Here is a 24,897-nt window from a genome sequence, read left to right on the forward strand (position 1 = left end):
AATCACTCCCATTTGAAGAGTAAACTACCCAATATAAAGCTCGCAAAACCCCAAAACAGCAAAATTAAGCTAGACATCATCAAAGTAACTGGCTCGATGGCAGCTCCTAAAAATAGGCTGCGGAGCATTTCAACTAACGGTGTTAAAGGTAAAAAGGAAACGATGCTTTGAACAGTCTCAGGCAAAATTGTTAACGGGATAAAGATTCCACATATAAATGCCATTAAAAAATTCACTGATTGCGAAAGGATGTTTCCTGCCTCAGGAGATTTTAAAATACTCGCAATAAGCAAGCCTAAGCTTAAAAAAACAAACCCACCTAATATAATGAATAGAAACTGGGTATACCAAAACTCAAATTGTAACGGAACACCTAAAATAACCCTTCCAAATACGATTAGAACTAGAGTTGAGAAAAGCACCATGACTAATCGACTTAAAATGTGGCTTAAAATGACTTGCCACGGCTTAATTCCACTAATTTTAAGCCTCCGCAAAATTTGCTTGCTTCGATCCTCGAGCAATGAAGTACCACCGAATAGACCAATTTGCATAATCGTCAGTCCGATCATCCCAGGCATAATAAAATCGATTGGCTCTATTTTATGGACTCCCTCATATGTAACAGAATCTATTATTCGCGGACCGATATTTGGCGTAATTGCTTGTTGAATGTTTTTCACCCATTTTTCTTCCTCTTTCAAGTAGTGAAAATCGACTCTTTCCTCTGTGATAAATACCAATATTGAGATATTGCCATTTTCTAGCTCCGTCTTCCCTTTATTGAGCGTCATATCCTCATCGATCATTGTTCGCGGAAAGGTCATAAGTTGATCCGTTAACAGCTTTGAATTTTCTCCCTCGGCTAAAATCACCATATCGTGTTGGTTTCCAACGTTAGGCACAACATAGCCAAACAGCAGGACGAATAAAAGTGGAAATGCGAGAAACCAAAATAATGTCATTTTATCCTTAACTAGTAACGAAATATACGCTTTAGTAAGTGCAAATACACTTTTCATTCTCTTAACTCCTTACCTGTTAATTGGATGAAAAGATCCTCTAAATTTGCTTCTTTTATGACGATTGATTTCAGTTCAAGCTCGTTTTCCTCAATTTGCTTCATCACTTTTTGAAATGCTTCATCGATTTCATCCGTCTTAATCACGACATTTTCATCATCCCTAACAATGATTGCACTTAAATGTTCAACATTCAGAAATGGATAAATATCAGGAGTTGTTTCAATAACGATCGAAAATCGTTTATCAATCTGGTTTAATAAATGATCAACTGTATCAACAAAAAGAAGCTTTCCTTCATTCATAATCGCCACGCGATCACATAATCTTTGTGCTTCATCCATGAAATGAGTCGTTAACAAAATCGTTTTTCCCTTTTGCTTTAAACTGAGAATAATATCCCATAATAATCGTCTTGATTGAGGATCTAAGCCTACGGTTGGTTCATCCAAAATTAAAATCTCGGGGTCGTTTGCTAATGAAAGGCTTAGTGACAAACGTTGTTTTTGTCCCCCTGATAGACTTTTTACCTTTTGATTTAAAAAAGCCTCCAATTTTGTTAAGTGGATATGCTCATCAATAAATGCCTTTCGATTATGAAATGATAAAAATAAATTCAGCGTTTCCTTTACAGTTAAATTCCCGTACAGCTCTGCTTGCTGTAGCTGGACTCCTAAATAATTGTAGCGATCCTTGTCCGTCATTTCTTTCCCGTTAATCGTCACGACGCCACCAGTCTTTTTTTTAAGACCAGCAATGATTTCGATCGTTGTTGATTTCCCCGCACCATTTGGCCCTAAAAAACCAAAAATCTCACCCTTTTTAATATCGAATGAAACGTGATCAACAACTTGTTTCGACGCATAGGCCTTAGAGATATTTTTTACACTTAACATCACCATCGATTTTCAAGCTCCTTATCTCCACATATCCGTTATCTCTTTTAATCTTGTTATTGCCCGAATTTCCTTCTCATAAATTTCGTTCGTTAATCTTTCGTTTGCCTCATTCCCTGAGAATAGCCCTTTTATTGGATCGTGACTTCCCTCATGTAATAAATTCGCTAGCTCTGACCACAGTGATGCTAAAACTAAATACTCCTTTGATAGCAAGTTAAGCCTATCATCATGGAGCAAATATGCAGCCTTCTTAAGAAACCGACTAAACATTTTCCGGAAGGCACCTTTCCCTGTCCCACCGATCTCTAACGAAATATAGGAAGCATATGCCAGCTTTACTCTTGCTTCCTCATTAAAAAGATAGTGCCAATTTGGCGATTCTCTTAAAAATGCTTTTAATCCAGATACACCGTGAAATTTGTTCCATGGCGAAAGCATGCGAAAGACATTCATTTCTATACCCTTTTTAATCGCTTCTTCAAGTGGAAAAATGGATATAGGAAACTCAAATTCATACCATAAATTACACGCAGGTGCTAGCCCATTAAATGAGTTCCAAGCTTGATAAAATGCTTCCCTTTTCATCCGCTTTGGCTCGACCCATAAATACTCGTATAGGATAATTTCATCTGATGCTTGATCATACCCGCCAAATACCGCTTTATGCCCGCCGTGTGACGATGTCTCAGGCCACATTAATGCTTGAGTTAAATATGGTAGCTTACTAATATCTAAATCAACAATCACTGGTTGATTTTCCGAAAAACGCTTCAACACCTTATCTAAGGCAACATCGCTATTAGGATGCTGACAAAGTCTTGCGGAAATCCCTAACATTTCACAAAGGTTAAGCTCAAGGTCATCACTGCGGCCAAAAACAAGAAATTGCTCTAATTTCCTGCCTCTTGTGTACGTAAAGCCGAGTCCGCTCCCAATACCGAAGCAAAGCTCTTCGGAAATCTCAATGCCTTTATGATGAAGAATATTGGTCATTGCCGTTGTTATACAATGTATGCCTCTATCATGCTTATACGGAGGAGGATATGTTGTAGACAAGCTGCTCTTCCTCCTTTCTTTTCATGCTCTCTTTTAGCAGCATGGTCACTTCCTCTTCTAATGATAAAATCTGTTCCGTCACTTCTTGAGGAAATCGACCCTTTCTCATCTCATTTAGGCAAAGCCTCCACTGAAGGGATAGCCTTTCATATATAGAAGCTGCTTCTTCAATAGCTCGGCTTTCAAGCTGATTACTAGCCTCCCTTAAAAAGGCTGCATACCATGCTCGTCCAAAGTCATCAGCTAAAGAGCTTGCATAGGAAAATACATCGTGCCACGATTTAGCGTTTGGATCTTTAGCAAAATCGTGAAAGAACTGTTCCATATTTTGCTTTGGCGTACCAAAGGATTGCCACCCTGCTTCAACACGATGAATTTGCCTGCTTAATGAATGCTTATAAATCCAATTAAGCGAGATATCTTTACTCGGAAAAATGAGATCAACCCAACGATTACGATACCTGTTTATTGCTTCAAGAAATTTACTCCTGTCCACGACAATAGCTTCGTTTTCACTATGAATCCTACATTCTACGTCGCACTCATTGATATGAGTCACCAAGCATTTCGTAACAGGCTCAATATCTTCATAAAATATCTCCTCTGTAAAACGATAACTACTCGGGAAAAGACTTTGCGGTACAGTTACTAAAACCGGTGCTTTCCAAACAGATAAATAGTCTGCCATTTCAATTAGTGCCTGCTCTCCTGTCGCTGAGAATCGACGGTTAATCCACGTACCCGTACTTGTCGCTAAATCTTGTAAACTATTTAAAGAGTGGGTTGCAACTACGATTCTATCTTCCCCTACTGCCTTATATATAAATCCAGGTCCAGATGAGATGCTAAATAGAAAAGCTTCGGAAATTGATAGCTTAGTCAGCTTGCCAAACTGCTGTTGCTGAAATAGGAATAATGTCTTTAATAGACTTAGCTGTGGATGACAGCCTTTTTCATGGTGAACTCGATCATTTGTTATGAAAACCACTTTTTCGATACCTCATCTAATAGCTGAATCGCTTCATTTTCCATTATTAAAATTTCATCTGTTAACAATTTGAATTCTAATGAGGAAAAGACACTGTATTCCTTCGCATGATAGCCGTTCATCATCATATTGATAAGAGCATCCCACTTTTTAGCAAGCTTGCGATACATATTTGATGCTTGTACTAATTGTGGTTCATTTAAATGATCATCTGCTTCTCGTAAAAATCGAGCATACATTTTCCGAAATAACCCGCCGCCTGAAATGCTATTTTGAATAAAAGCTGTGAAAATACTAAGCTCTAAACGATCTTTTTCTAAAATACTTGGCCACTTCATAATTTCCTCATGCCAAACTCGCAGTCCTGGAAGCCCACTCCACTCCTTGTCTGTCCCATATAAGGAAAACGCCGGATATTTCATTAATTGGACATTCTTTCGAATAGCCATTTTAATCGCAACAGAGATATCCTGAATTTGCTGCGGTGGATCAATATAGAACCATTCATTTTCAGAAGGATATAAATCGGCAGAGGCTCTAATCATATGAAACGCATCTAACGGAATTGTTACAGGCTCTTCGATAACATTTTCAACGATAACCGCTTCATTTCTTTCCTCGTTATAACCAATTAATATTGCCTTATGTCCTCCCATTGAATAGCCAAATTGCTCGGCAATCGGATTTGTATCGTGAATTTTTGAAACATCAATATCACATGCAACAGGAATATCACGATCGATTAATTCCTTTACAGTTTTCCAAGCAATCTCTTTATCATGTGTTCTTTTCAAGGTGATTTTAATACCTAGAACACTGCATAGCTCAACAAAAGGAGTTTCCGTTCGTCCTGTAATTACCGTTAGCGGTGCACGATATTGTCTATCAACAACCTCTTCTCCGCCATGATGGTAAACGAAATGCAAGCCACTGCCTAAGCCAAAACACATAGGCTCCGTAAACATAAAGCCATTATATTCAAGCATATCTCGGATAGGTGCCGAACCGCAGTTCAATCCTAAACGATGTGTCTCAAACTCTATTAACTTACTCATCCGAAACCTACCTTCTTTCTTCTTTTTATTGAACGGATTTTAACTTTTTGTTAAATAATAAGCTCTTTCTTTTCTCTTTTCTTAATTAAAGAAATGCCCGATTTTTTCATGTCAGAATGCTTTCACTTTTCTTCATAGCCTCTAAAACAACCTTTAATGCCCGTAAACCATCGTTTCCTGTTACAGGTGGAGCTTTATGCTGAACAATGCTATCTATAAAAGAGGAAACGACCTGGCTTCTTCCTGGAAGCTGTTTTTCATAGGAAAGCAATGATGGAATATCATAGTTGAGTGCTGTTCCATCGGAAAATTTGATGATAAGTGGATATGTTGGGTCATTTTCAATATGAATCGTCCCCTTTTCACAATGAATCACTGTCGAAAAATCGGGGTGAACATAGCTCCAGCTTGCGGTTACTGAACCAATTACTCCATTATCCATTTTCATGGAGAGAAGTGCGTTATCCTCAAACAGACTATTATCCTTAGCAATTGATCCTGTTATTACATGTGCCTCACTCACTTCAACACCGAGAAGGAAATGAAGTAAATCGACTTTATGAATAGCCAGGTCACCTAAAACACCAAAGCCCTCCTCCTTTGAAAGCATATAAAAGGATTTCTCCCCATCGATACTCCAATTTTCCGGGCCGTTATGACCAAAGGTTGATTGAAAGGAGTAGACCTTTCCTAACTCACCTCTGTCTAACCATTCCTTTGCTTTAACATGTGAGGGAACAAATCGCTGATTATGAGCAACCATTAAATTTACACGATTTTCCTCTGCAGTCTTGACCATTTCTCGGGCATCTTCTACGTTTGTAGCAATCGGCTTTTCAACTAAAATATGCTTTCCGGCATTTGCAGCATCAATAGCTACCTTTGCATGCAGATGGTGTGGTAAACAAATAATGACAGCATCTAACTCAGGACTTGCTAACATTTCATGATAATCAGTAAATGCTTTTGTTTTATATGCTCTAGCAAATCGTTGCACCCGCTCTTCATTTACATCACAAACACCATAAATCGTTACATTCTCATGTTCCTTACATTCAGGAAGATGACGGATTTTTGCAATTGCACCACAGCCAATGATCCCAACTTGTACAGTTTTCATATCACTTCCTCCTCCCGTTAGCTGCTATAGTAATATTGTCTAAGCTCCTGGATTTTGCTTGTTCTCGTCTCCTTGAGCTCACCGTCTCGTAAAATGAGCTGCTGATTTGCGATTGAGGCAATTTCTAGATCATGTGTGACAATAATGATCGTTTTTCCCTGCTTATGTAATTGTTTAAATATGTCAATTACTTCAGCACCTGATTTACTATCAAGACTTCCTGTCGGTTCATCAGCAAGAATGACCTCTGGATTTTTGGCAATTGCACGGGCAATCGATACCCGTTGCCTTTGACCACCCGATAAATCCGCAGGGTAATGATGTAGATGAGATCCTAGCCCTACACTTTGTAAAGCATGAATAGCAGCCTCTTTTCTTCGCTTCTTATCCGAGCGCGAAAAATACAACTGAAGGGCCACATTGTCTAGCACATTCATTACAGGGACTAAATGAAAGCTTTGAAAAATAAAGCCAATTTGCTCTGCTCTCATTTTCGTCTGTTGTTTATTTGTCAATTGGCTAATTTGTGTACCATTAAACGATAGTGAGCCACTTGTTGGATTGTCGATCATTCCGAGCAAATTTAACAGCGTACTTTTCCCTGAGCCTGATGTGCCAATTATTGCTGTAAATGACCCCTTTTCAATCGTAAAACTAACATTTTTCAAAGCGGGTACATCCACTTTTCCCATCTTGTACGTTTTCGATAATTCGTTTGCCTCAAGTAAGTAGTTATTCATAACGCAGCGCCTCCTGTGGTTGGATATTTACTGCCTTTAAGCTTGGATATAAACTTGATAGTACGCCGACAAGAACCGCCATCGCCAACGATGTTATCCCAATTTCAGCCGTCATAAATTCCGGTGCGGAAAAAATAAAACGGAGAATACCATATCCACCTAATACACCGAGTACACCGCCTAGCAGGCTCATACAGAGAGCCTCAAAGATAATAAACTTCGTAATATCTGCCTTTTGAGCCCCTAGCGCCCGCATAACCCCGATTTCCTTCGTGCGTTCCATAATGGCAAGCGTCATAACAATTAAAATAACAATGATCGCAACAACAATGACAGTTATTAAAATCGTACTCATAAACATCTTTGTTCCTTGAAGCGATTGATTAATATTTTCAGAAATATTCCCTTGAGTCATGACTTCGACCCCTTGATAACCTGATTCAATTTGCTCTGAAACTCTATCAATATCATCGATTTTATTCATTGTTAATAGCAAAGTAGAATACGTGTTTTCCAATGAAAAAACATGTTGCAGCTCGTCAATAGGAGCAAGCACCATTGGATCTGTTACGCGGTTCCCCTCCTCTAGAAGACCTGTAACTTCAAAAGATTGACCAGAAATTTCAATTTTATCCCCCACTTTGTCAACCTTATAAAACTGCGCTGCTGTTGCTCCAAGAACAACTTGCTGCTCGCCTTCCTTCAGTTCTAAAGCACCTTCCTTTACCTTAACCTCTTCACCCGTGTATGCCATTTCCTTACCTGCCTCAACCCCAACTGCTAGCGCCTGTGATGGCATATTCGGTGCTGTTGGCCCAGCAATCTCTCTAAAAATAATTGGGGTGCTTAGCTCTTGGTTTACATCTGACTGCAAATCCTTTAAGATGTCATCACCGGTTTGGCTTGAAATCGTACTGCTCATTGGCGGGAATTCAACACCACTGCTAGCGGAAGCATTAATGTTTTTCACATACATTTGGCCAGCATACTTGGCCATTTCCCCCTCTAAATCAGCAATCGTATAATTAATGATTGAATTGATCACTGTAAACATTTGGATACAAACACAAATCCCCAATATCGTTAAAATCGTGCGAACTTTCCTTTTACGAATATTTTGAATGACATAATTAAACATACAAACCTCCAGTTTTTAGAAAAGCATTAGCACCTTATTTAGTAGCCACTAGCTCAAAAAAGCACTGCACAGCAATCACTTTTGACACTTTACACAATGTAAGAGGCATGCTTTTTATGAATTTTCTCTAATGCTTGTACCCACTCATTTGGATAACGAAGCAGCAGCCTACCTGATTCATTTACGAATGCATGCTCTGTACATCCTTCAAATAGCTTTTTACCCGTCTTTTGATCTCTCATTTCATAAATAAATGTTGCGATTGCTTCCTCGCGCTCTACTAGCTTTAAATAAATGACGATGCTCTGACCTAACAACGCTGAACGGATATATTTACAGTCAAGCTTCGTGACCGGTAAAAAGATTCCCATCGATTCAAAATCTTGAAAGGTAAAGCCGAGCATTTCTTTTGCAAATTGAAACCTCGCGATTTCCATCCAATAAATATAATAACTATGATGAACAATTTTCATTGAATCCACTTCATGAAATTGCACAGTAACCGTCGTTGAAAAACCGTCTCCTAAATTCATATACACCAATCCTTTACACACCATTTACCTTTCCAATAAGAATCGATGCCGTATTTCCACCGAATGCGAACGAATTTGATAAAGCATACTGAATTTCCCCCTTACGAATATCGTTCGGAACAAAATCAAAGCTGTTATCAATGCTTGTTTCAAAATTAATCGTTGCCGGAATAAACTGGTGCTTAATCGCCAATGTGCAAACAATCGCCTCGATCGCACCAGCAGTTCCTAACGTGTGACCAAATTGTGATTTAGATGAACTAATCGGAATCGTTTCCGTTTTTTCACCAATTAACTCTTTAATCGCCTTAATTTCCATTTTGTCGTTATAAGGTGTTCCAGTTCCATGAGCATTAATATACGAAACATCTTCTATCCTTACATTCGCCTCTCTTAATGCAGCGTTCATCGAACGGATCGCCCCTCCACCATTCGGGTCGGGAGATGTAATGTGATACGCATCATTGCTAATTCCATATCCTAAAAACTCCGCATAAATTGTTGCTCCTCTTTCTATCGCAGCGTCCATTTCTTCAAAGATAAGAAAGGCGGAAGCTTCACCTAATGTCAGTCCATCACGATGCTCATTAAATGGTTTTGTCACTTGTGGTGAAAGTGAGCGAAGGACAGAAAAGCCGCTAAACGATATTGTAGAAAACGGGTCGACTCCACCAACTAGCATCGCCTTTGCTCTTCCTTCCCGAATAAAGTCAGCACCGATTCCTAATGCATTTCCCCCAGCCGCACACGCTGTAACAACCGTCGAATTTGGCCCTCTAAAGTTAAAATGCCGGCTTAATGAGCCCGCTAAGCAAGCTGTCGGTACATTAAGAAGAAGCTGATAATCAACGATTCCCCGCTCTTTTTGCCAAAGATAATACTTTTCCCTTGAGCCCACTCCTCCTAAGGATGTCGCAATTGATACGCCTATTTCTCTTGGCTTATAAACATTGCGTATCCCTGATTCGCTAACCGCTTCTACTGCAGCGATAATTCCTTTCTGAACAACCTCATCTTGATAGGTCTCATCTTCATGTAAATCAACCGGAAGAATTTCCGCACCTTTTTTTACAGGGTAATCTGTAACATCAAATGATGAAACATCACGCGCCCCAAGCTTACACTCCATTAACCCTTGTAAAAACTCATCTTTTCCATTTCCAATTGAAGAAAGCACACCAATTCCCGTAATTGCAATTCGTTTCACCATTTACACCTCCAGTTATTTCTCCTAATCTTTTTTCTAAAGATTTCCCTTTTGTTTTCCTTCATACAAAAAAGGCTGACTTAACTATGTAATCGAAACATAGCAGCAAGCCTTTTTTAGCAAAAGCTTATTTAGGTAGCTTTAAATTAATTGACTGTTTTTCTCACGAATAAATTCACAAATTGTTTCAATTGTATTCAACACTTCATACTCATCATCACCAATCGTTACATCGAATTCTTTTCCAATCGCAATAACTAGCTCTAAAGAATCCAATGAATCAAGACCTAATCCATCACCAAATAATGGTTCACTATCAACGATTTCTTCTGGTGTAACCTCTAAATCTAAACGATTAATAATGCATTCCTTTACTCTGTACTCTAATGTTTTTTCAGCTGTCATATGAAACTCCTCCTAAAATAAATAGTCTAAATATTGAAAAAATATAATATAGGAATCCGTTTCATTTATTCAGATAGAAAGTAGAAACGGTTGCCTTGATTAACATTTACACAGATAAGCCGCCATCTATCGCAAAAATTTGTCCTGTTACATATTCGGCTTCATCTGAGGAAAGAAAGGTAACAAAGCTCGCAATCTCTTCAGGACGCCCAAATCGTTTTAATGGAATTGAATCACGATATTCCTCAAGCATTCTTTCAGGAAAATCTCCCGTCATATCTGTTTCAATAAATCCTGGAGCAATCGAATTCACTAAAATATTGTAAGGTGCAAGCTCCTTCGCTAATACCTTCGTAATTCCATTTAACCCTGACTTACTAGCAGCATATGCAGCTTGTCCTGCAATCCCACTTATACTAGCAACCGAGCTAATATTGATGATTCTGCCGCGTTTCTTTTCAATCATCGGTCTTAGTACAGCCTTTATCCCTAAATATGCACCTGTTAAATTCGTTTCAATCGTTTGATTCCATTCATCAGGCTTTGTCATCATCAAATATTTTGGAATTAAAATGCCCGCATTATTGACTAATACATCAACTGTCCCGAAATGCTCAACAGCATTTTCAACCATTTGCTTCATATCCTCTGCATTAGCTACAGAGCCTTGATGTAAAATCGCTTCTCCGCCATTTTGTTTTATTTTTGTTAATGTTTCTTCAGCACCTGCATGGCTGTTGTGATAATTAATGACTACGCTAAATCCTTTATTCGCTAGAGCGATAGCAATTGCTTGCCCTATTCCCCTTGATGCTCCGGTTACAATCGCGACCTTTTTCTCGTTCTTCATGTCCTAAAGTCTCCTTTAATCATTCCACTTTTTAATAATGAGAGCGATATGATTTCCACCTATCTCATTGTTGAGCAATAATGCTTCATTTATTTCGGTATGATTGTTAAGCAGGTGAATGGCGCTAATAACGCTTAATACACTAGACGCTCCAAATGTTTCACCTAAAATATGCTTTGGATAAAAAACCTCTAATTTCGGATATGTATGTTTCAATGACTGCATGACATTCTCTTCAAGCCTGTCAACGATTTGCGATCCATTTGTAGATGACAATACGAGAAGATTCTCTTTTTCACGGTTTAGGGAAATTTCACTTACTAGCTCTTCATAAATAAGGCTTGTTGCATCAGCCCCTTCAAACCAAAGATTCATTGTAGGTTCAGAGCCTATCGCATAATCTCCAATCTCAGCATATATTTGTGCTCCCCTTCTTGTTGCATGCTCGAACGTTTCCAAGATAAGAACACCAACACCTTCACCAAAAATAACCGGACTACCTAATTCCTTGTATGCCTCCATTATGTTTTCATTCAACTCATCTGCTCCTGCGACGATTACTCTTTCTGCTTCACCTTTAGTAAGCAGGCTAACCGCATAAGGAATCGCCGACAAACCAGCTATAGTTGAGGTTGGCCCCTTCATTTTGAATGTTATAGACACATGTCCCTGTGCGGAATTAACGACTGTATTTGGAAACAATCTCGGACTTGCAAAGGCAGGCCCACTTTCGACAAGCTCCTTCGTATATCTATTTGTCGATTCCCATGGCCCATATGTTGTATTCATGATATAGCCTGTTTCCTCTAACTCATCTACATTGAGACTCGCATCCTCTAAAGCTAGTTGCACTGCAGCTATATTTATTTTGGCAAACCGGTCCATATTACGTGTTTTAAATGGCACCAGATGCTCTGCAAGCTTCGAATCATCAATCCGATAGCCTGTTAGCTCAACCTGTTGTTCTGAAGAAATCCATCTCATAGCATTGCGATTTTCAACGCTCATTAACCCTTGAGCCAAGCTCTCATGTCCGAATCCGAGATGGGTAACTGCTCCTAAACCAGTGATTACAACCCTTACCAAGCGGAATCCCTCCTATAACGACAATTTGTGTAGCTGCTTTTCTTTATTCCTTCTTTTTGTTTACAGCATTAACGAGACAAAAGAACTAGAAAAAATAAAGAAAATCATGGAAAAACAGGATTAATTCCTTATACAGAAAAACCCTAGAAAAAAAGATAATAAAATAGTATGAGTAAAAGATAGAGAGCGATGTTCATACTTCATCATTTGATAAGAATCTTGGTTTTCTCTCATCTATGTTTAAATTACCACAGGATTTTACATTTACCTATTGATAAAGTGATCGCAATTGGCTACTGGATAAATGGGGTCTTTTTTCAAACTTTCTCAAGTCGAAAAAGGAGGAGTCATGGTGACTGGTAGTCGTATTAAATACTATCGAATGAAATCTGAACTCACCCAAGAAGAATTATGCAGAGGTATTTGTTCTCCATCTTATTTAAGTAAAGTAGAAAATAATAATATGGAACCAAGTGATGAAATTTTAAGATTATTATGTGAGAGAATGGGGATATCTCCAACTGTGGTTGTAGAAGAAGACATAAAGCTGCTTGAGAAGAAACTTGATGATTGGTATGACAAAATGAAAAGGGATTGCTCAACTGTTAAGTCAACTTATGATGAGATTGCTAAACAATTCCATCATATCCAAAACCCCTATTTGTCATCGAAATATGAATTATTTCAAATCAAGTATTTTCTCATAACCAATCAATATGAAACAATTCTTCAACATATGAAGGAATTGGACAGGTTTCAAGCTTTTTTATCAACTGAGCTTTTATTTTATTATCACTATTTTGTTGGTTGTGCTTATTATTACATGAACAAGCTAACTGAATCCGAGCAACACCTTACTTTGTCATTGCAAAAACTCCAGCTAATTCCCAAAAACAAAGACTTGTTCCAATTTGAATTAGCCGACGTTTATTATCATTTATCCCTCTGTCACGGAAAGCTTTGCCATACACATCGCACGAGGGACTTTGCCTTTAAAAGTCTTGAAATCGTTGATAAGCTGCTTGATTATAAGAAACAAATTAAGCTTTATATTGTGTTAGGAATTAATGAAGGAAGAATCAAAAATTTTAAAAACTCCTTAGACTATTACGAGCGAGCACTTAAGATTGCTAAGCTTTCCCACTTACATCACTATCTTGGAAACATTCATCACAATATAGGATACCTTTATAGCCTTCAAGGAAGAGCTACAGATGCAATTCGATATTATTTAGAAAGCCTACACTATACACCGACGGATAAAGCAGAGAGCTTAGTCTCAACCTATTACTGCCTCGCCAAAGAATACAAACGATTAAATCAGCAAGAAAATATGCAAAACATGATAAATAAAGGAATGGAATTATTAAAAAAATATCCATTACAGGACTATGAATATCATTATAAAATGCTTTACTTAACTGAAAGAGATGATTTATCAAGCGAGAGAAACTTCATTAAACATGAGGTCATTCCATACTTTCGTGAAAAGCAACAATGGAATTATGTTGTTGAATATGCGGAAATACTCGCACGTCATTATGAGGAAAACATTCTTTATAAAGAAGCAAGTAAGTATTACAAAACTGCATTTTTAGCCCAGCAAAAAATCCAGTAAGGAGCACTTATCCAATTATGTTATTAATAAATGATGAATTCTTATTTGCACGTTTATTTCGTCTTATTTCAAGTTTAATTCATTCTCTAAAAATCCAAGTTTTCTTTCATGAAATATTTCCAGATTGACAAGTGATTCGTTATAACAGATAAGAAAACACCTTTAGCAATAATGCAGGAGGTGTTTTCTTATCTTAATCAACCTTAACTGGATTTTCATTTTTAGGAATTGAGGCTGTGAGTAAAAACCTGTCTGATATTACCTTCCACTTATTGTCTTCTAGATAAACTACATATACTTGCTCATTCAGCTTCCCATTTATCTTCGTCTTAATCGAAGTAATCGCAACCGTTTCTGCTATCATCTTCACTCCGGCAACATTAAACTCGAAGGATGCCGATTTCGTTGCAGCGAGCATACCATCCTGTTCTTCCTCAACGCCACCAAGCTTCTTGCCGTACATCTCCATTCCTTTTTGATTAGCTGTTTTAATACTATTTAAATAGGTGTTAATCCCATTTACAATTTCCGGCTTTATTTTTTCTGTTGTTACAAATGAATGATGATTGTTAATGTCAGTGACGAATTTCCATTTTCCACTCACTTTGACAACTGGTGATGTTTGAACGACAATTTTGTCTGGATAATCTAATTTTGCCGATACTAAAGCTAAGTCACTTGAAGCCATTATATAATCTGTGACCTCTGCATTCTGGAGTTGATGTTTTTGACATGTACGTTCATCTTCGTCAAGCTTCAATAGCTGCAAGGAAAATTGCTCCATCTTATCTATTTGACAATTTTTTTTGGCACTTAAATAGTTTACAGCCGCTGTTAGCGCGTTATTTCGAGCACTTATTGTTATCGGCTCCTCTGCCCCAACTGTTTGAGGAAATCCGCTTGAGAATAGAATGATGCTCCAACAAAATAAGGAAATGAAAATTTTACTCATCTAACCAACCTTTCATTTTTAAATCCTCATTATGTTGTTCAATAATCTAAAAAGTATGTAAAACTACTAAAATTCTCCAAGTATATTTGTCTAGAGTTTGACAATTCCTTTTTACCTAATAAAAGGGGGCCTTTTATATTTGCTCTTTGCTTAGCATTTTTTTATGATGAAGAAAGGAAGAAAATATAAGGAGCGTATAAGAAAGATGACATATAATCAAACTGACCAAAAACAACGAAATTACACCCCATTAATTTGGGTATTATCCGTTATCATCGTCGGAGTCATTTTTGGAACCTATTTCTTGCCAAAAAGTAATGATGGAACAATCTTTGGCATTGATTTAACGGTTTTACCATTGCTAAATGCCATTTTTAACACATTTACCTTTCTCTTTCTAGTTGCAGCACTAGTTGCAATTAAAAAGAAAAACATCCCCGTACATAGACGCTTTATTGTAGCAGCCTTTACAACGACGTTCTTATTTTGCATTTCCTATTTAACGTATCATGCAATGGCTGAGTCGACTAGCTATGGTGGTGAAGGAATATTAAAATCAATCTACTATTTCGTCCTTCTTACACATATCGTTCTTGCAGCAGTAATAGTACCGCTTGTCCTTATTACACTTGGACGCGGATTAAATATGCAGGTTGAAAAACACCGAAAAATTGCCCGCTGGACAATGCCACTTTGGCTTTATGTAAGCTTTACCGGCGTATTAGTATACTTCATGATTTCACCATATTATTAAAAATAATGAAAATAGGGCCAGTCCCCCAAAACTATCTGGGGACTGGCCCTTACTCTATTAAAATAATCCTAATGTATGTAGATAGACGATGATGATAACGATAGGAACGATCCATTTCATTAAGAACGTCCATATTGAATATAGGGCTGGTGAATATGTATTAGCTAAGCGAAATTGCTGTTCTACCAGGGATCTATCCATTTTATAAATAATAAAGATAGCAATAAAGAAATTACCTAATGGCAATAAAATATTGCTCACAAGAAAGTCTGTTGCATCAAAGATATTTTTCCCGAAAATCACGATATCACTTAAAGGTCCACCCATTGACAATGCGGCTGGTATCCCTGCTACAAAAACAGCAATACCTGATATCCATGATACTGATTTTCTTGATCGGTTCCTTCCATCTGTAAAGGCTGAGACGATGATTTCTAATAAACTAAACGACGACGTTAATGTTGCAAATAAAAATAACAGCAAAAATAAGCTTAAGAAAAGCTCCCCAAATGGAATTTGTGAAAAAACAGTTGGCAGGACGACAAATAATAAACCAGGTCCTTCAGTCGGTTCTAAGCCTAATGCGAAAACGGCTGGAAAAATCGCCAAACCCGCAAGCAGTGAAACGAAAATATTCATCACAACAACTGATGATGCCGAAGACGGAATGCTCACATCTTTCCCTAAATACGAGCTGTACGTTACCATACAAGAAAAGCCAACTGCAAGCGCAAAGAACGATTGTCCAAGTGCATATAAAATTCCATCGCTCGTTATACTTGAGAAATCCGGCTTTAAAAAGAAACGGACTCCTTCCATTGCTCCATCTAATGTTAATGAGCGAATGACTAATACAATAAAGAAAATAAATAATAGAGGCATCATATAAGTGCTTGCTTTTTCGATCCCATTTTTTATCCCAAAGGTTAAAACGATAATATTGATCAATAAATATAAAGCTAAGCCGAGAAGAGTAATACTCGGGGAGCTCGTAACATGCCCAAATAATTGTCCATAATTCACCCCAGTATCAATTACCTTCCCAATAACTGATAAAATGGTATAGATTAGTACCCAACCACCGACAACACAATAGAATGTCAGTAATAAGAAGCAACCAACTACTCCAAGCATCCCTAATTTATTCCAACCACTTTTTGGAGCTAGCGTTCGATAAGCCGTTACTGCCTCACGCTTTGCTCCTCTACCAATAATAAATTCTGAAATGAGCATTGGAAGGCCAATTAAAACCGTAAACAATATAAATAGCAAAAAGAAAGCTGCTCCACCATTCATCCCTGCAACATATGGAAACTTCCAAATCGCGCCAAGTCCAATAGCAGCTCCAGCAGACGATAAAATAAATCCGATTTTAGATGACCATTGCTCTCGTTTATCCGCCATAGCTAACCTCTCTATCCGATTCTATTTTTTCTATATAACTTTTTTAATCCATTATTACTATAGTTCAAAGCAAAGCGAACTACAATAGTGAATTGTCAAATTTAGGTGGATTTTGACAATGAACCACCCTAAAAAAGCAAATAAAAAAAGAGCCATCCATTGGCTCTTTAGCTAGAATTACAATAGTAGAATTGAAAAACTATCGTTTGTTTAAATATATTAAAGTTAGTCATAGTAAAAGTGCCTAGTATTTTAACAGCATCGCAACTAATTGGTAGCCAGCTCCAATTGTCCAAAAGAGAACATGATCGCCCCGTTGAATTCGGCCTGATGCAATCCCCTCATGCAAAGCGATAAATGGACTACTAGTACCTGTATAGCCAAATTTATCTCCAACATAAATAATTTGTTTATCCTCGAGCTGAAAATGCTCTTGAATTTTCAAAATATTCCCTAATGCAAATTGTGAAAAACAATAGGCCTTTATATCTTTTGCCGTTAGTTGATTTCGAGTAAGCAGAGTTTCAATCATTTCATACGTTGGAGGAAGGGCAATGCTACCATCAAATGGAAGCCACTTAATTAACATATTTTCAGAATCTCCCCTGACAGCTTTAGATAACCCTTCCGGCGGAAACAGAATTTTATCGCGATTAACAGAGTCCGTGAAATAAATTGCATCGATAAATCCAGTATCCTCATCTGTTTTTTCCAAAATAACAGCAGCTGCAGCATCACCATAGTTTGCATACGTAATTTCTTCTTCTTCATTGCTAATTAACGAATTATAATCTGAACCAACAATAAGTGCTGTATGTACATTAGGATTTGCCTTCATATAATATGAAGCCTGTTCAACTGCAACAGTCATTCCTGCACAATTAGCATTTGAATCCATCACAATTGTTTGATTGTCTGCTCCAATCGCATCATGGAGGAACATCGCATTTGTTGGGAAGGTTGTTTCAGGAACTTGAGTTGAAAAGACGATAAGATCAATATCTTTTCCTGACATATTCGCCCGTTCAAGGACTCTTTTACTTGCGGCAATTCCCATTGTTAATCCATTTTCCGCTTCATCCTTTATGACATATCGTTCTTTTCTTCCCATAGTTTCTAAAAAATGACGAACATCTTTCCCCTTTTCCTGATAAAACTGATGGAAAAATTCATTATCAACAATATATTCGGGATGATAGATTGCTATATCTTTTATTTTTATATGCTTCATTTTATTGAATTCTCCTCTGCTTTTTTTATAGGGATTTTTATATGCAAAAACAAGGCTAGATCCTCTTATCAGCCTTGTTTTCTCATCTTTATATTAGAGTTCAACAACCTCGGCATTCGTTAATCCAGAATTTCTTGCAATACGGTTTAACTGCATTTTTAAGATTGCACTTTTGTTTATCGTAAAAAGAACCTTACCAAATCCTGATTCCTTATACATTTTAAATGAATTTTCTAATGCAGGAACCATCTCAGGCTTTAAAATGTCCATTGTTGTACAGTCTACATCTAAAGTGTAAGCAGATGCATCAATGGAATTTACTTTTGCTTGATAATCTTTCACGAAATTTTGGACATCCTCAGGTGTAAAGGTTCCAACAACCTTCATGTTAATTACTTTTTTTGCTGCGTTAATAACAATGCTATATTTTTCTGACACGATAAATACCTCTCCTGTTGTAATTTTTATGACTATTAAACTAGTTATTTTTTAACTTAGGCACTTATAACTATATAAACTTTAATACTAAATGTCTAGAGTTTCGCAGTAAAAAATGAAATTATTTAATATTTTTCCATAAAAGCAATAGGAAATTTCAAGACTTTTGCACTAATTGATAAATGAGGAACCTTTCATTTTCGTTTTGTGGATATAACTCCTTTAATCTGATCTCTTGTTTTAATTCAAATACAGTTTGATTTTCGAGATAGTAAACATATTCTTCAGATGGATAGTACAAAATTAACTCAACCTCTCTTTTATACATTTCAACTGACTTTAGAATATTTTGAATAACTTTTATAAAAATTTGTAAGGAAAACGGGTTAAAAAAATAGAAACGATTATCTTCAGGAGCCATGATATACTCTTCTGCTAAACAGCAGTAAAACTGGATTTTATCCTTTTGGTTTGCATGCTTCTTTAAGTACCTGTCACGATTAACCAATGCCTCCTGATAATACTCCTCATACATTTCAATACCAGTAACCGCTGCTTGACACTGATCGTGAAGGTAGAAATTTAACCTCCCCTTTCCACAGCCAAAATCAACAATCTTATCATGTTTATGAAAGGGATAATGACTAATTAACGTTTCTAACGCTTCATAGGGTGTTGCCTCATATCGATGGTAATGAAACGATTTATGAAAACCTTGTTGACTCTTTGTCGTTTTTATATTGAGTAATTTATCGTAAAGATTATCTTTCATTGCTTTGCTCCTACTTCGTAATAATGATGTTTTTATAAAATAGTTTTTTCTGTCTTTAGTGAAAAGGGATTTTTGCTCTATATAATAGATAAGATATATCAATTTGATGAAATAAACCAATTTATCGTTCAACCACGAATAGCTAAAAAAATTTTTTAAACCTTTTCTTTTATTCTATTCACTGTGGTATATTGGTTAAAATAGGATAAAGGAGTGATAGAAATGGCTGTAGAAGTGTATCTTGTTTTTAATGGAAATTGTCGAGAAGCAATTGAATTTTATGCAAAGGCCTTTAATACAGAGGCATCACAAATCATGACCTTTGGTGAATCACCACAAAATCCTGATTTCCCACTGCCAGATGAAGCAAAGGATCGCGTCATGCATGCGAGACTAACAGTCAGTGGTAGTACAATTATGTTTTCTGATACATTCCCTGGCTCACCTTTTGAAACAGGAAACAATATCACACTTGCTGTTGTAAGTAAGGATATCGATGAAATCAAGAATGCATATGAAAAATTAAAAGAAGGCGGCAAAGTAGAAATGGAGCTCCAAGAAACGTTCTGGAGTAAATGCTACGGAAAATTAACAGATAAATTTGGCATCGGCTGGCAGCTTAGTCATGATGATGGCCGTCAACAATAAGGAAAAAGCAAGTTCATACATATGTAATAACATAAATAGAAGGATAGAAATCACATGTATATCTATCCTTTTTCTTCATCAAAAGCCTCACTTGCCTTTAGCCGATATATTGAAACCCTACAATCCTAAAATTTGATAATCTTACTCACATATCTTTTTATCGATTTGGAAAACTAATATAAATCGGAGGCAGTTGTCATTACAAATTAGTTATTTTCCTCTTGGACCAGTTTGTACTTATTCAAATGACATTCTTTTTATCCCTACATTGGTATCAAAGGCTTTTTTAGACTAATTAAACGTTTGATTCTTTACATTAAGGCTTACGAAATGAATACAAAAAGGATTTTTTCGTAATTACATTCAAAAAGAACTTGAGCGCAATTTACATGAAATATGCCTCCGATTCGTTTTGAAACTTCATAGACAATATGTAAATTTTGACGACAATTGGAGGTATTTCCTTTGGGAATCTTTAATAAAGCAAAGAAAAACCCGTTAACTGCTTCAGAGGTATCTGCCCTTTGGCTTCAATATATGGGTGATAGCATGGCGATTTGTATTTACAAGTATTTTCTTAAAATTGTTGAAAATACTGATATAAAACCTATTTTAGAATCAGCATTGAAGCTAGCTGAAGGTCATATATCTAAAATCGCCAATATTTTAAAAGATGATCATTTCCAGGTCCCAATAGGATTTACAGATGATGACGTAAATCTTAATGCCCCACGACTATTTTCTGACCAGTTTTTACTCTTTTATTCTTACATTATGACAATACACGGGATAACTGCTTATAGCTTAGCGATTACAACATCAGAGCGACAGGATATTCAAGACTATTTTCTTGAATGTACGGTAACATCTAAAGAATTGTTTCAAAAAATAGTGGAATTGGCTAAAACACAGCCAATGTTTTCAAGTGTTCCAACTATTCCATCTCCACATAGGAATGAGCTTGTAAATTCGACAGGAATTATTTCTAATTTAATAGGTGATAAAAGAGCACTTAATAGCTCAGAAATTAGTAACCTTTTCTTTAATGCAAAGAAAACTGGGTTTATTAGGTCGTTAAGCTTAGGATTTAGTCAAGTTGCTGAGAACGAAGATGTTCGTAATTTTATGTTAAAAAATGTGAAATTAGCTGGGAAAGATGCTGATAGCTTCAACAACCTTTTAAAACAGGAACATTTGCCAACACCTGAAAGCTGGGATGCGGAAATTACTGATTCTACTATAAGTCCATTTTCAGATAAATTGATTATGTTTCACGCAGCATTTTTAGTCAATGCAGCACTTTCCTATTATGGTGCTGCGATCGGGTCCAGCTTAAGATCAGACATTATTTTAAATTACAGCAAAGTATTTACCCATGCAATGGAGGCTGGAACCTTTTGCTACAAGATTATGGTTAAACATGGATGGTTAGAAAAACAGCCTGAAGCAATTGACAGAAAAGCTGTTGCACAAGACTCATAGTAATGCAACTGAATATATACAAAAGGCAGTAGAACGAATTCTAACTGCCTTTTTAAATCCCTAAATCTATTATAGCTCTGCACCATTTGATTCAATGACCTTTTTGTACCAATCATAGCTTTTCTTTTTATATCGTTTTAACGTGCCATTTCCATTATTATCTTTATCAACGTAAATATAGCCATATCGTTTTTTCATTTCTCCGGATGATGCACTTACGATATCAATTGGTCCCCAGCTTGTATAACCAATGATTTCGACCCCATCCTTTATCGCCTCACCCATCTCGGCAATATGCTTTTTCAAATAATCAATACGATATTCGTCATTCACTTCGCCTGTAGCTGACAATTCATCGACAGCACCTAGTCCATTTTCAACAACAAATAGCGGTTTTTGGTAACGATCATACAATTGATTTGCCGTAATTCTAAAGCCTTTCGGATCGATTGTCCATCCCCACTCTGATTTCTCTAAATAAGGATTTTCAACAGATGCGAAGACATTTCCAGCTGTTTGTTTGCTTAAGACCTCAGGATCAGTGCTTGTTGCACGGCTAGCGTAATAGCTAAAGCCAATATAGTCAACCGTATTCGCCTTTAGTAGCTCTTCATCTCCTTGTTCCATCTCAATCGTTAGGCCGTGATCTTCAAAAAATCGTTTCGCATAACCTGGGTATTCCCCACGTGATTGAACATCGATGAAAAAGAACGACTCACGGTCACGTTCCATCGCATCAAAGACATCATCTGGATGACAAGTATATGGGTATGTCATTCCTGCGGCAAGCATACAGCCAATTTTTGCATCTGGAATCATCTCATGACATGCTTTAACAGCAAGCGCACTCGCAACTAATTGGTGATGTGCTGCCTGGTATTGAATTTGCTTCTTATTTTCTCCTTCTTTAAAGACAAGACCAGCACCTACGAAAGGCAGATGTAAAAGCATATTAATTTCATTAAATGTCATCCAATACTTTACTTTGTTTTTATAACGTTTAAAAATCGTTTTTGCATATGTTTCAAAAAATGTGACAAGCTCCCTGTTTCTCCAGCTGCCATATTCCTTCACTAAATGGACTGGGACATCAAAATGGGCAATCGTTACTACCGGCTCAATACCATGCTTTAATAATTCATCAAATAAATCATCATAAAACTTCAGACCTGCTTCATTTGGCTTCTCATCATTTCCATTTGGGAAAATCCGTGCCCATGCAATTGATACACGCAATGCTTTAAAGCCCATATCAGCAAAAAGAGCAATATCCTCTTTAAAGCGATGGTAAAAATCAATCGCTTCGTGTGATGGGTAAAATTCCCCCTCAATCGGTGTAAATGATTCTAAATTACCTAACATAATCTCAAAACGTTTTGGACCTGTTGGCAAAAGGTCAACTGTTGTTAAGCCTTTTCCTCCCTCAAGATAAGCTCCTTCTGCCTGGTTAGCTGCGATCGCACCACCCCAAAGGAAATTTTCAGGAAATGTTGATTTTGACATATTCATTACCTCCGTTATGTAAGAAAGGAAGCATAACGTTAATCGCTTCCTTTCTATTTAGTTCTAGTTTATTTTGCCACTAGCTCAAATAGTTGCTCACCAACCTTTGTCTGTTTACCACCTAGTGTCACTACATCGAATTTATCTTGGTTTGTCACAATAACTGGCGTTGTTACCTCATAGCCAGCCTTTTGAATCGCGTTAATATCAAACTCAATCAATAGCTGTCCTTTTTCAATTCTAGAGCCTACTGTTGTATGTGTAATAAAATGATTACCATTTAGCTGAACAGTGTCGAGTCCAATGTGGATTAAAATCTCTGCACCATTTTCAGTTGTAATTCCAATCGCATGCTTTGTTGGGAATAGTGCAGCAACCATACCTGAAACAGGGGCATATAATTTCCCTTCTGTCGGAACAATGGCAACACCTTTTCCTAATGCACCTGATGCAAATGCTTCATCACTTATTTCACTTAATACTTTGACTTCACCAGCTAATGGGCTAGAAATCATTTCATTTTTTACTTCAATAACTGCTTCCTTCTTTTCATGGGCTTTCGTTTCACTAGTTTCTTGAGTTTTATCTTTACTCATACCGAATAACAAAGTTAAGATGAACGCTACTGCAAAACCAGCTATAATGGCGATAACTGAGCCCCAGAATGCAAGATTTAACCCTTCTGTTGGGTGAATATAAGAAGGAATACCGAAAATACCTAGTCCACCAATAATAAATCCTTGGGTTCCAAACAAACCAATAATTGCTCCACCTATTGCTCCACCGATACAGCTAATAATAAATGGCTTTTTAAGTGGAAGTGTAATACCGTAAATTGCCGGTTCAGTAACACCAAAAATACCTGAAATAAATGCTGGGATACTTAATGATTTTAGCTTTTGTTGCTTTGTTCTAAGCATGATAGCTAGTACTGCCCCTATTTGCGCAAATGAAGCCGCAAATACTAAAGCTAAGACTGGATCTGCACCATTTACTGAAACATTGTTGATCGCGATTGGTACAAGCCCCCAGTGTAAACCGAAGATAACAAAAATTTGCCAAAAACCACCAAGAAATAAACCTGCAATAACTGGACTTAAGCCGTAAATCCATAAAGTCGCTTGACCTAGTAGTTGACCAGCCCATGTTGCAATTGGACCAATTACCATAAATGTTAATGGAACAACTACTAATAATGTTAAAAATGGCACTAAAAATGTTTTTACAACATCAGGAATAATTTTCTTAAAGCCTTTTTCTACTTTAGCCCCAAAATATGCGGCAATAATAATCGGAATAACAGAAGATGAATAAGACATTAAAATAACTGGAATACCTAAGAATGTAATATAAACTGGTGATTCAAACATCGTTCCTGTAAATAATGTGTACAGCGGGTCACCTGTCATCAGCTGTGACATCGTCGGATACACCAGCGCTGCTCCAATTGCCATCCCAATAAATGTACTACCACCGAATTTCTTACTTGCTGTATATCCTAAGAAAATTGGGAAGAAGTAAAATAATGAATCCCCGATTGCATTTAATACTTGATATGTTCCTGAATCTGCGGTAAGCCACTTTAATGATAAAAACAATGCATTAAGCCCTTTAATCATCCCTGTTGCAGCTAACACACCGAGAATTGGTGTAAAGATACTTGATACGATATCTACAAATCTATTAAACAAGTTGCCGCCCTTTGCTTCTTCCTCTTCAACTTGCCCCTCTGCCTTAAATCCACCTACAGCTAACACATCCTTATAGACATCTGGGACATGGTTGCCAATGACCACCTGGTACTGACCACCGCTTTTCATAACGGTTACAACACCATCCATATTTTTAAGGACATCAGTATTTGCTTTTCCTTCATCCTTTAGCTTAAAGCGTAATCTCGTTACACAGTGAACAACACTGATAACGTTTTCATTTCCACCAACATTTTGAATAATATCTTTAGCTAATTGCTCATATTTCATCATTGACCCTTCCT

Annotated in this window: 24 protein-coding genes; 4 read left to right on the plus strand and 20 right to left on the minus strand. The window is 37.0% G+C overall.

Features of this window, described 5'->3' with window-relative positions:
* Window positions 1-2: 2 nt before the first annotated feature.
* The 13 genes from ACTJJ9_RS02120 to ACTJJ9_RS02180 all read right to left on the minus strand — a co-directional run bounded on the left by ACTJJ9_RS02120 (window position 3) and on the right by ACTJJ9_RS02180 (window position 12,099).
* Window positions 3-1,022, minus strand: a complete 1,020-nt coding sequence (locus ACTJJ9_RS02120) for an ABC transporter permease (RefSeq protein ID WP_145581095.1) — start codon at window positions 1,020-1,022, stop codon at window positions 3-5.
* Window positions 1,019-1,924 (minus strand): ABC transporter ATP-binding protein, encoded by a 906-nt coding sequence (locus ACTJJ9_RS02125; protein WP_145581096.1) that lies wholly within the window; start codon window positions 1,922-1,924, stop codon window positions 1,019-1,021. Before ACTJJ9_RS02125 ends, ACTJJ9_RS02120 begins: the two co-directional genes overlap by 4 nt.
* Before the next feature lie 15 nt (window positions 1,925-1,939).
* Window positions 1,940-2,977, minus strand: coding sequence for a BtrH N-terminal domain-containing protein (locus ACTJJ9_RS02130; protein ID WP_095300459.1), 1,038 nt, complete (start codon window positions 2,975-2,977; stop codon window positions 1,940-1,942).
* Window positions 2,949-3,965 carry a hypothetical protein gene (locus ACTJJ9_RS02135; protein ID WP_145581097.1) on the minus strand — a complete coding sequence of 339 codons (1,017 nt, stop codon included), beginning with the start codon at window positions 3,963-3,965 and terminating at the stop codon, window positions 2,949-2,951. Before ACTJJ9_RS02135 ends, ACTJJ9_RS02130 begins: the two co-directional genes overlap by 29 nt.
* On the minus strand, window positions 3,953-5,020 hold the full coding sequence (locus ACTJJ9_RS02140; RefSeq protein ID WP_145581098.1) for a BtrH N-terminal domain-containing protein: 1,068 nt from the start codon (window positions 5,018-5,020) through the stop codon (window positions 3,953-3,955). Before ACTJJ9_RS02140 ends, ACTJJ9_RS02135 begins: the two co-directional genes overlap by 13 nt.
* Window positions 5,021-5,126: 106 nt before the next feature.
* A complete protein-coding gene (locus ACTJJ9_RS02145; RefSeq protein WP_145581099.1) occupies window positions 5,127-6,140 on the minus strand; it encodes a Gfo/Idh/MocA family protein in 1,014 nt (337 codons plus the stop codon).
* Window positions 6,141-6,157: 17 nt separating this feature from the next.
* Window positions 6,158-6,880, minus strand: a complete 723-nt coding sequence (locus ACTJJ9_RS02150; RefSeq protein ID WP_095300451.1) for an ABC transporter ATP-binding protein — start codon at window positions 6,878-6,880, stop codon at window positions 6,158-6,160.
* Window positions 6,873-8,018, minus strand: a complete 1,146-nt coding sequence (locus tag ACTJJ9_RS02155) for an FtsX-like permease family protein (RefSeq protein WP_145581100.1) — start codon at window positions 8,016-8,018, stop codon at window positions 6,873-6,875. The genes ACTJJ9_RS02150 and ACTJJ9_RS02155 overlap by 8 nt, the downstream gene beginning before the upstream one ends.
* An 89-nt stretch (window positions 8,019-8,107) precedes the next feature.
* On the minus strand, window positions 8,108-8,551 hold the full coding sequence (locus tag ACTJJ9_RS02160) for an acyl-CoA thioesterase (RefSeq protein ID WP_174879625.1): 444 nt from the start codon (window positions 8,549-8,551) through the stop codon (window positions 8,108-8,110).
* A gap of 13 nt (window positions 8,552-8,564) precedes the next feature.
* On the minus strand, window positions 8,565-9,761 hold the full coding sequence (locus ACTJJ9_RS02165) for a beta-ketoacyl-[acyl-carrier-protein] synthase family protein (protein ID WP_145581102.1): 1,197 nt from the start codon (window positions 9,759-9,761) through the stop codon (window positions 8,565-8,567).
* A 138-nt stretch (window positions 9,762-9,899) separates the two neighbouring features.
* The gene (locus ACTJJ9_RS02170) at window positions 9,900-10,163 is read right to left on the minus strand and encodes an acyl carrier protein (protein WP_095300443.1); all 264 of its coding nucleotides are present in this window, start codon (window positions 10,161-10,163) and stop codon (window positions 9,900-9,902) included.
* A gap of 106 nt (window positions 10,164-10,269) precedes the next feature.
* Entirely contained in the window at window positions 10,270-11,013 is a 744-nt protein-coding gene (locus ACTJJ9_RS02175) for a 3-oxoacyl-ACP reductase family protein (protein WP_095300441.1), read from the minus strand.
* A gap of 15 nt (window positions 11,014-11,028) precedes the next feature.
* Window positions 11,029-12,099: a beta-ketoacyl synthase N-terminal-like domain-containing protein gene (locus ACTJJ9_RS02180; RefSeq protein WP_145581103.1), complete on the minus strand. Its 1,071-nt coding sequence runs from the start codon at window positions 12,097-12,099 to the stop codon at window positions 11,029-11,031.
* Between the two features lie 352 nt (window positions 12,100-12,451).
* Between ACTJJ9_RS02180 and ACTJJ9_RS02185 the strand changes: the two genes are divergently transcribed.
* Window positions 12,452-13,717 (plus strand): helix-turn-helix transcriptional regulator, encoded by a 1,266-nt coding sequence (locus ACTJJ9_RS02185; RefSeq protein WP_186324135.1) that lies wholly within the window; start codon window positions 12,452-12,454, stop codon window positions 13,715-13,717.
* 193 nt (window positions 13,718-13,910) lie between these two features.
* On the opposite strand, the gene ACTJJ9_RS02190 is transcribed toward ACTJJ9_RS02185, so the two are convergent.
* Window positions 13,911-14,669 carry a hypothetical protein gene (locus tag ACTJJ9_RS02190; RefSeq protein WP_145581105.1) on the minus strand — a complete coding sequence of 253 codons (759 nt, stop codon included), beginning with the start codon at window positions 14,667-14,669 and terminating at the stop codon, window positions 13,911-13,913.
* Between the two features lie 205 nt (window positions 14,670-14,874).
* On the opposite strand from ACTJJ9_RS02190, the gene ACTJJ9_RS02195 reads away from it, so the two are divergent.
* Window positions 14,875-15,423: a DUF420 domain-containing protein gene (locus tag ACTJJ9_RS02195; protein ID WP_440768423.1), complete on the plus strand. Its 549-nt coding sequence runs from the start codon at window positions 14,875-14,877 to the stop codon at window positions 15,421-15,423.
* A gap of 57 nt (window positions 15,424-15,480) precedes the next feature.
* Here the strand turns inward: ACTJJ9_RS02195 and ACTJJ9_RS02200 are convergent, their stop codons facing one another.
* The 4 genes from ACTJJ9_RS02200 to ACTJJ9_RS02215 form a co-directional block, all read right to left on the minus strand.
* Window positions 15,481-16,827, minus strand: coding sequence for a sodium-dependent transporter (locus tag ACTJJ9_RS02200; protein WP_145581106.1), 1,347 nt, complete (start codon window positions 16,825-16,827; stop codon window positions 15,481-15,483).
* A 244-nt stretch (window positions 16,828-17,071) separates the two neighbouring features.
* Window positions 17,072-18,058 (minus strand): ketoacyl-ACP synthase III, encoded by a 987-nt coding sequence (locus ACTJJ9_RS02205; protein ID WP_145581107.1) that lies wholly within the window; start codon window positions 18,056-18,058, stop codon window positions 17,072-17,074.
* Between the two features lie 93 nt (window positions 18,059-18,151).
* Window positions 18,152-18,496: a hypothetical protein gene (locus ACTJJ9_RS02210; protein WP_249921985.1), complete on the minus strand. Its 345-nt coding sequence runs from the start codon at window positions 18,494-18,496 to the stop codon at window positions 18,152-18,154.
* Window positions 18,497-18,653: 157 nt separating this feature from the next.
* Window positions 18,654-19,268: a class I SAM-dependent methyltransferase gene (locus tag ACTJJ9_RS02215; RefSeq protein ID WP_145581108.1), complete on the minus strand. Its 615-nt coding sequence runs from the start codon at window positions 19,266-19,268 to the stop codon at window positions 18,654-18,656.
* 222 nt (window positions 19,269-19,490) lie between these two features.
* Between ACTJJ9_RS02215 and ACTJJ9_RS02220 the strand changes: the two genes are divergently transcribed.
* Together ACTJJ9_RS02220 and ACTJJ9_RS02225 are read left to right on the plus strand one after the other, a co-directional pair.
* Window positions 19,491-19,916: a VOC family protein gene (locus ACTJJ9_RS02220; RefSeq protein WP_095300429.1), complete on the plus strand. Its 426-nt coding sequence runs from the start codon at window positions 19,491-19,493 to the stop codon at window positions 19,914-19,916.
* 465 nt (window positions 19,917-20,381) lie between these two features.
* Window positions 20,382-21,398, plus strand: a complete 1,017-nt coding sequence (locus ACTJJ9_RS02225) for a DUF3231 family protein (protein WP_145581109.1) — start codon at window positions 20,382-20,384, stop codon at window positions 21,396-21,398.
* A gap of 69 nt (window positions 21,399-21,467) precedes the next feature.
* Here the strand turns inward: ACTJJ9_RS02225 and ACTJJ9_RS02230 are convergent, their stop codons facing one another.
* Window positions 21,468-22,901 carry a 6-phospho-beta-glucosidase gene (locus ACTJJ9_RS02230; RefSeq protein WP_145581110.1) on the minus strand — a complete coding sequence of 478 codons (1,434 nt, stop codon included), beginning with the start codon at window positions 22,899-22,901 and terminating at the stop codon, window positions 21,468-21,470.
* A 68-nt stretch (window positions 22,902-22,969) separates the two neighbouring features.
* Window positions 22,970-24,883 (minus strand): beta-glucoside-specific PTS transporter subunit IIABC, encoded by a 1,914-nt coding sequence (locus ACTJJ9_RS02235; RefSeq protein WP_145581134.1) that lies wholly within the window; start codon window positions 24,881-24,883, stop codon window positions 22,970-22,972.
* Window positions 24,884-24,897: the final 14 nt, after the last annotated feature.

The organism is Metabacillus sp. 22489, from assembly GCF_052044855.1.
Lineage (GTDB): Bacteria > Bacillota > Bacilli > Bacillales > Bacillaceae > Metabacillus > Metabacillus niabensis.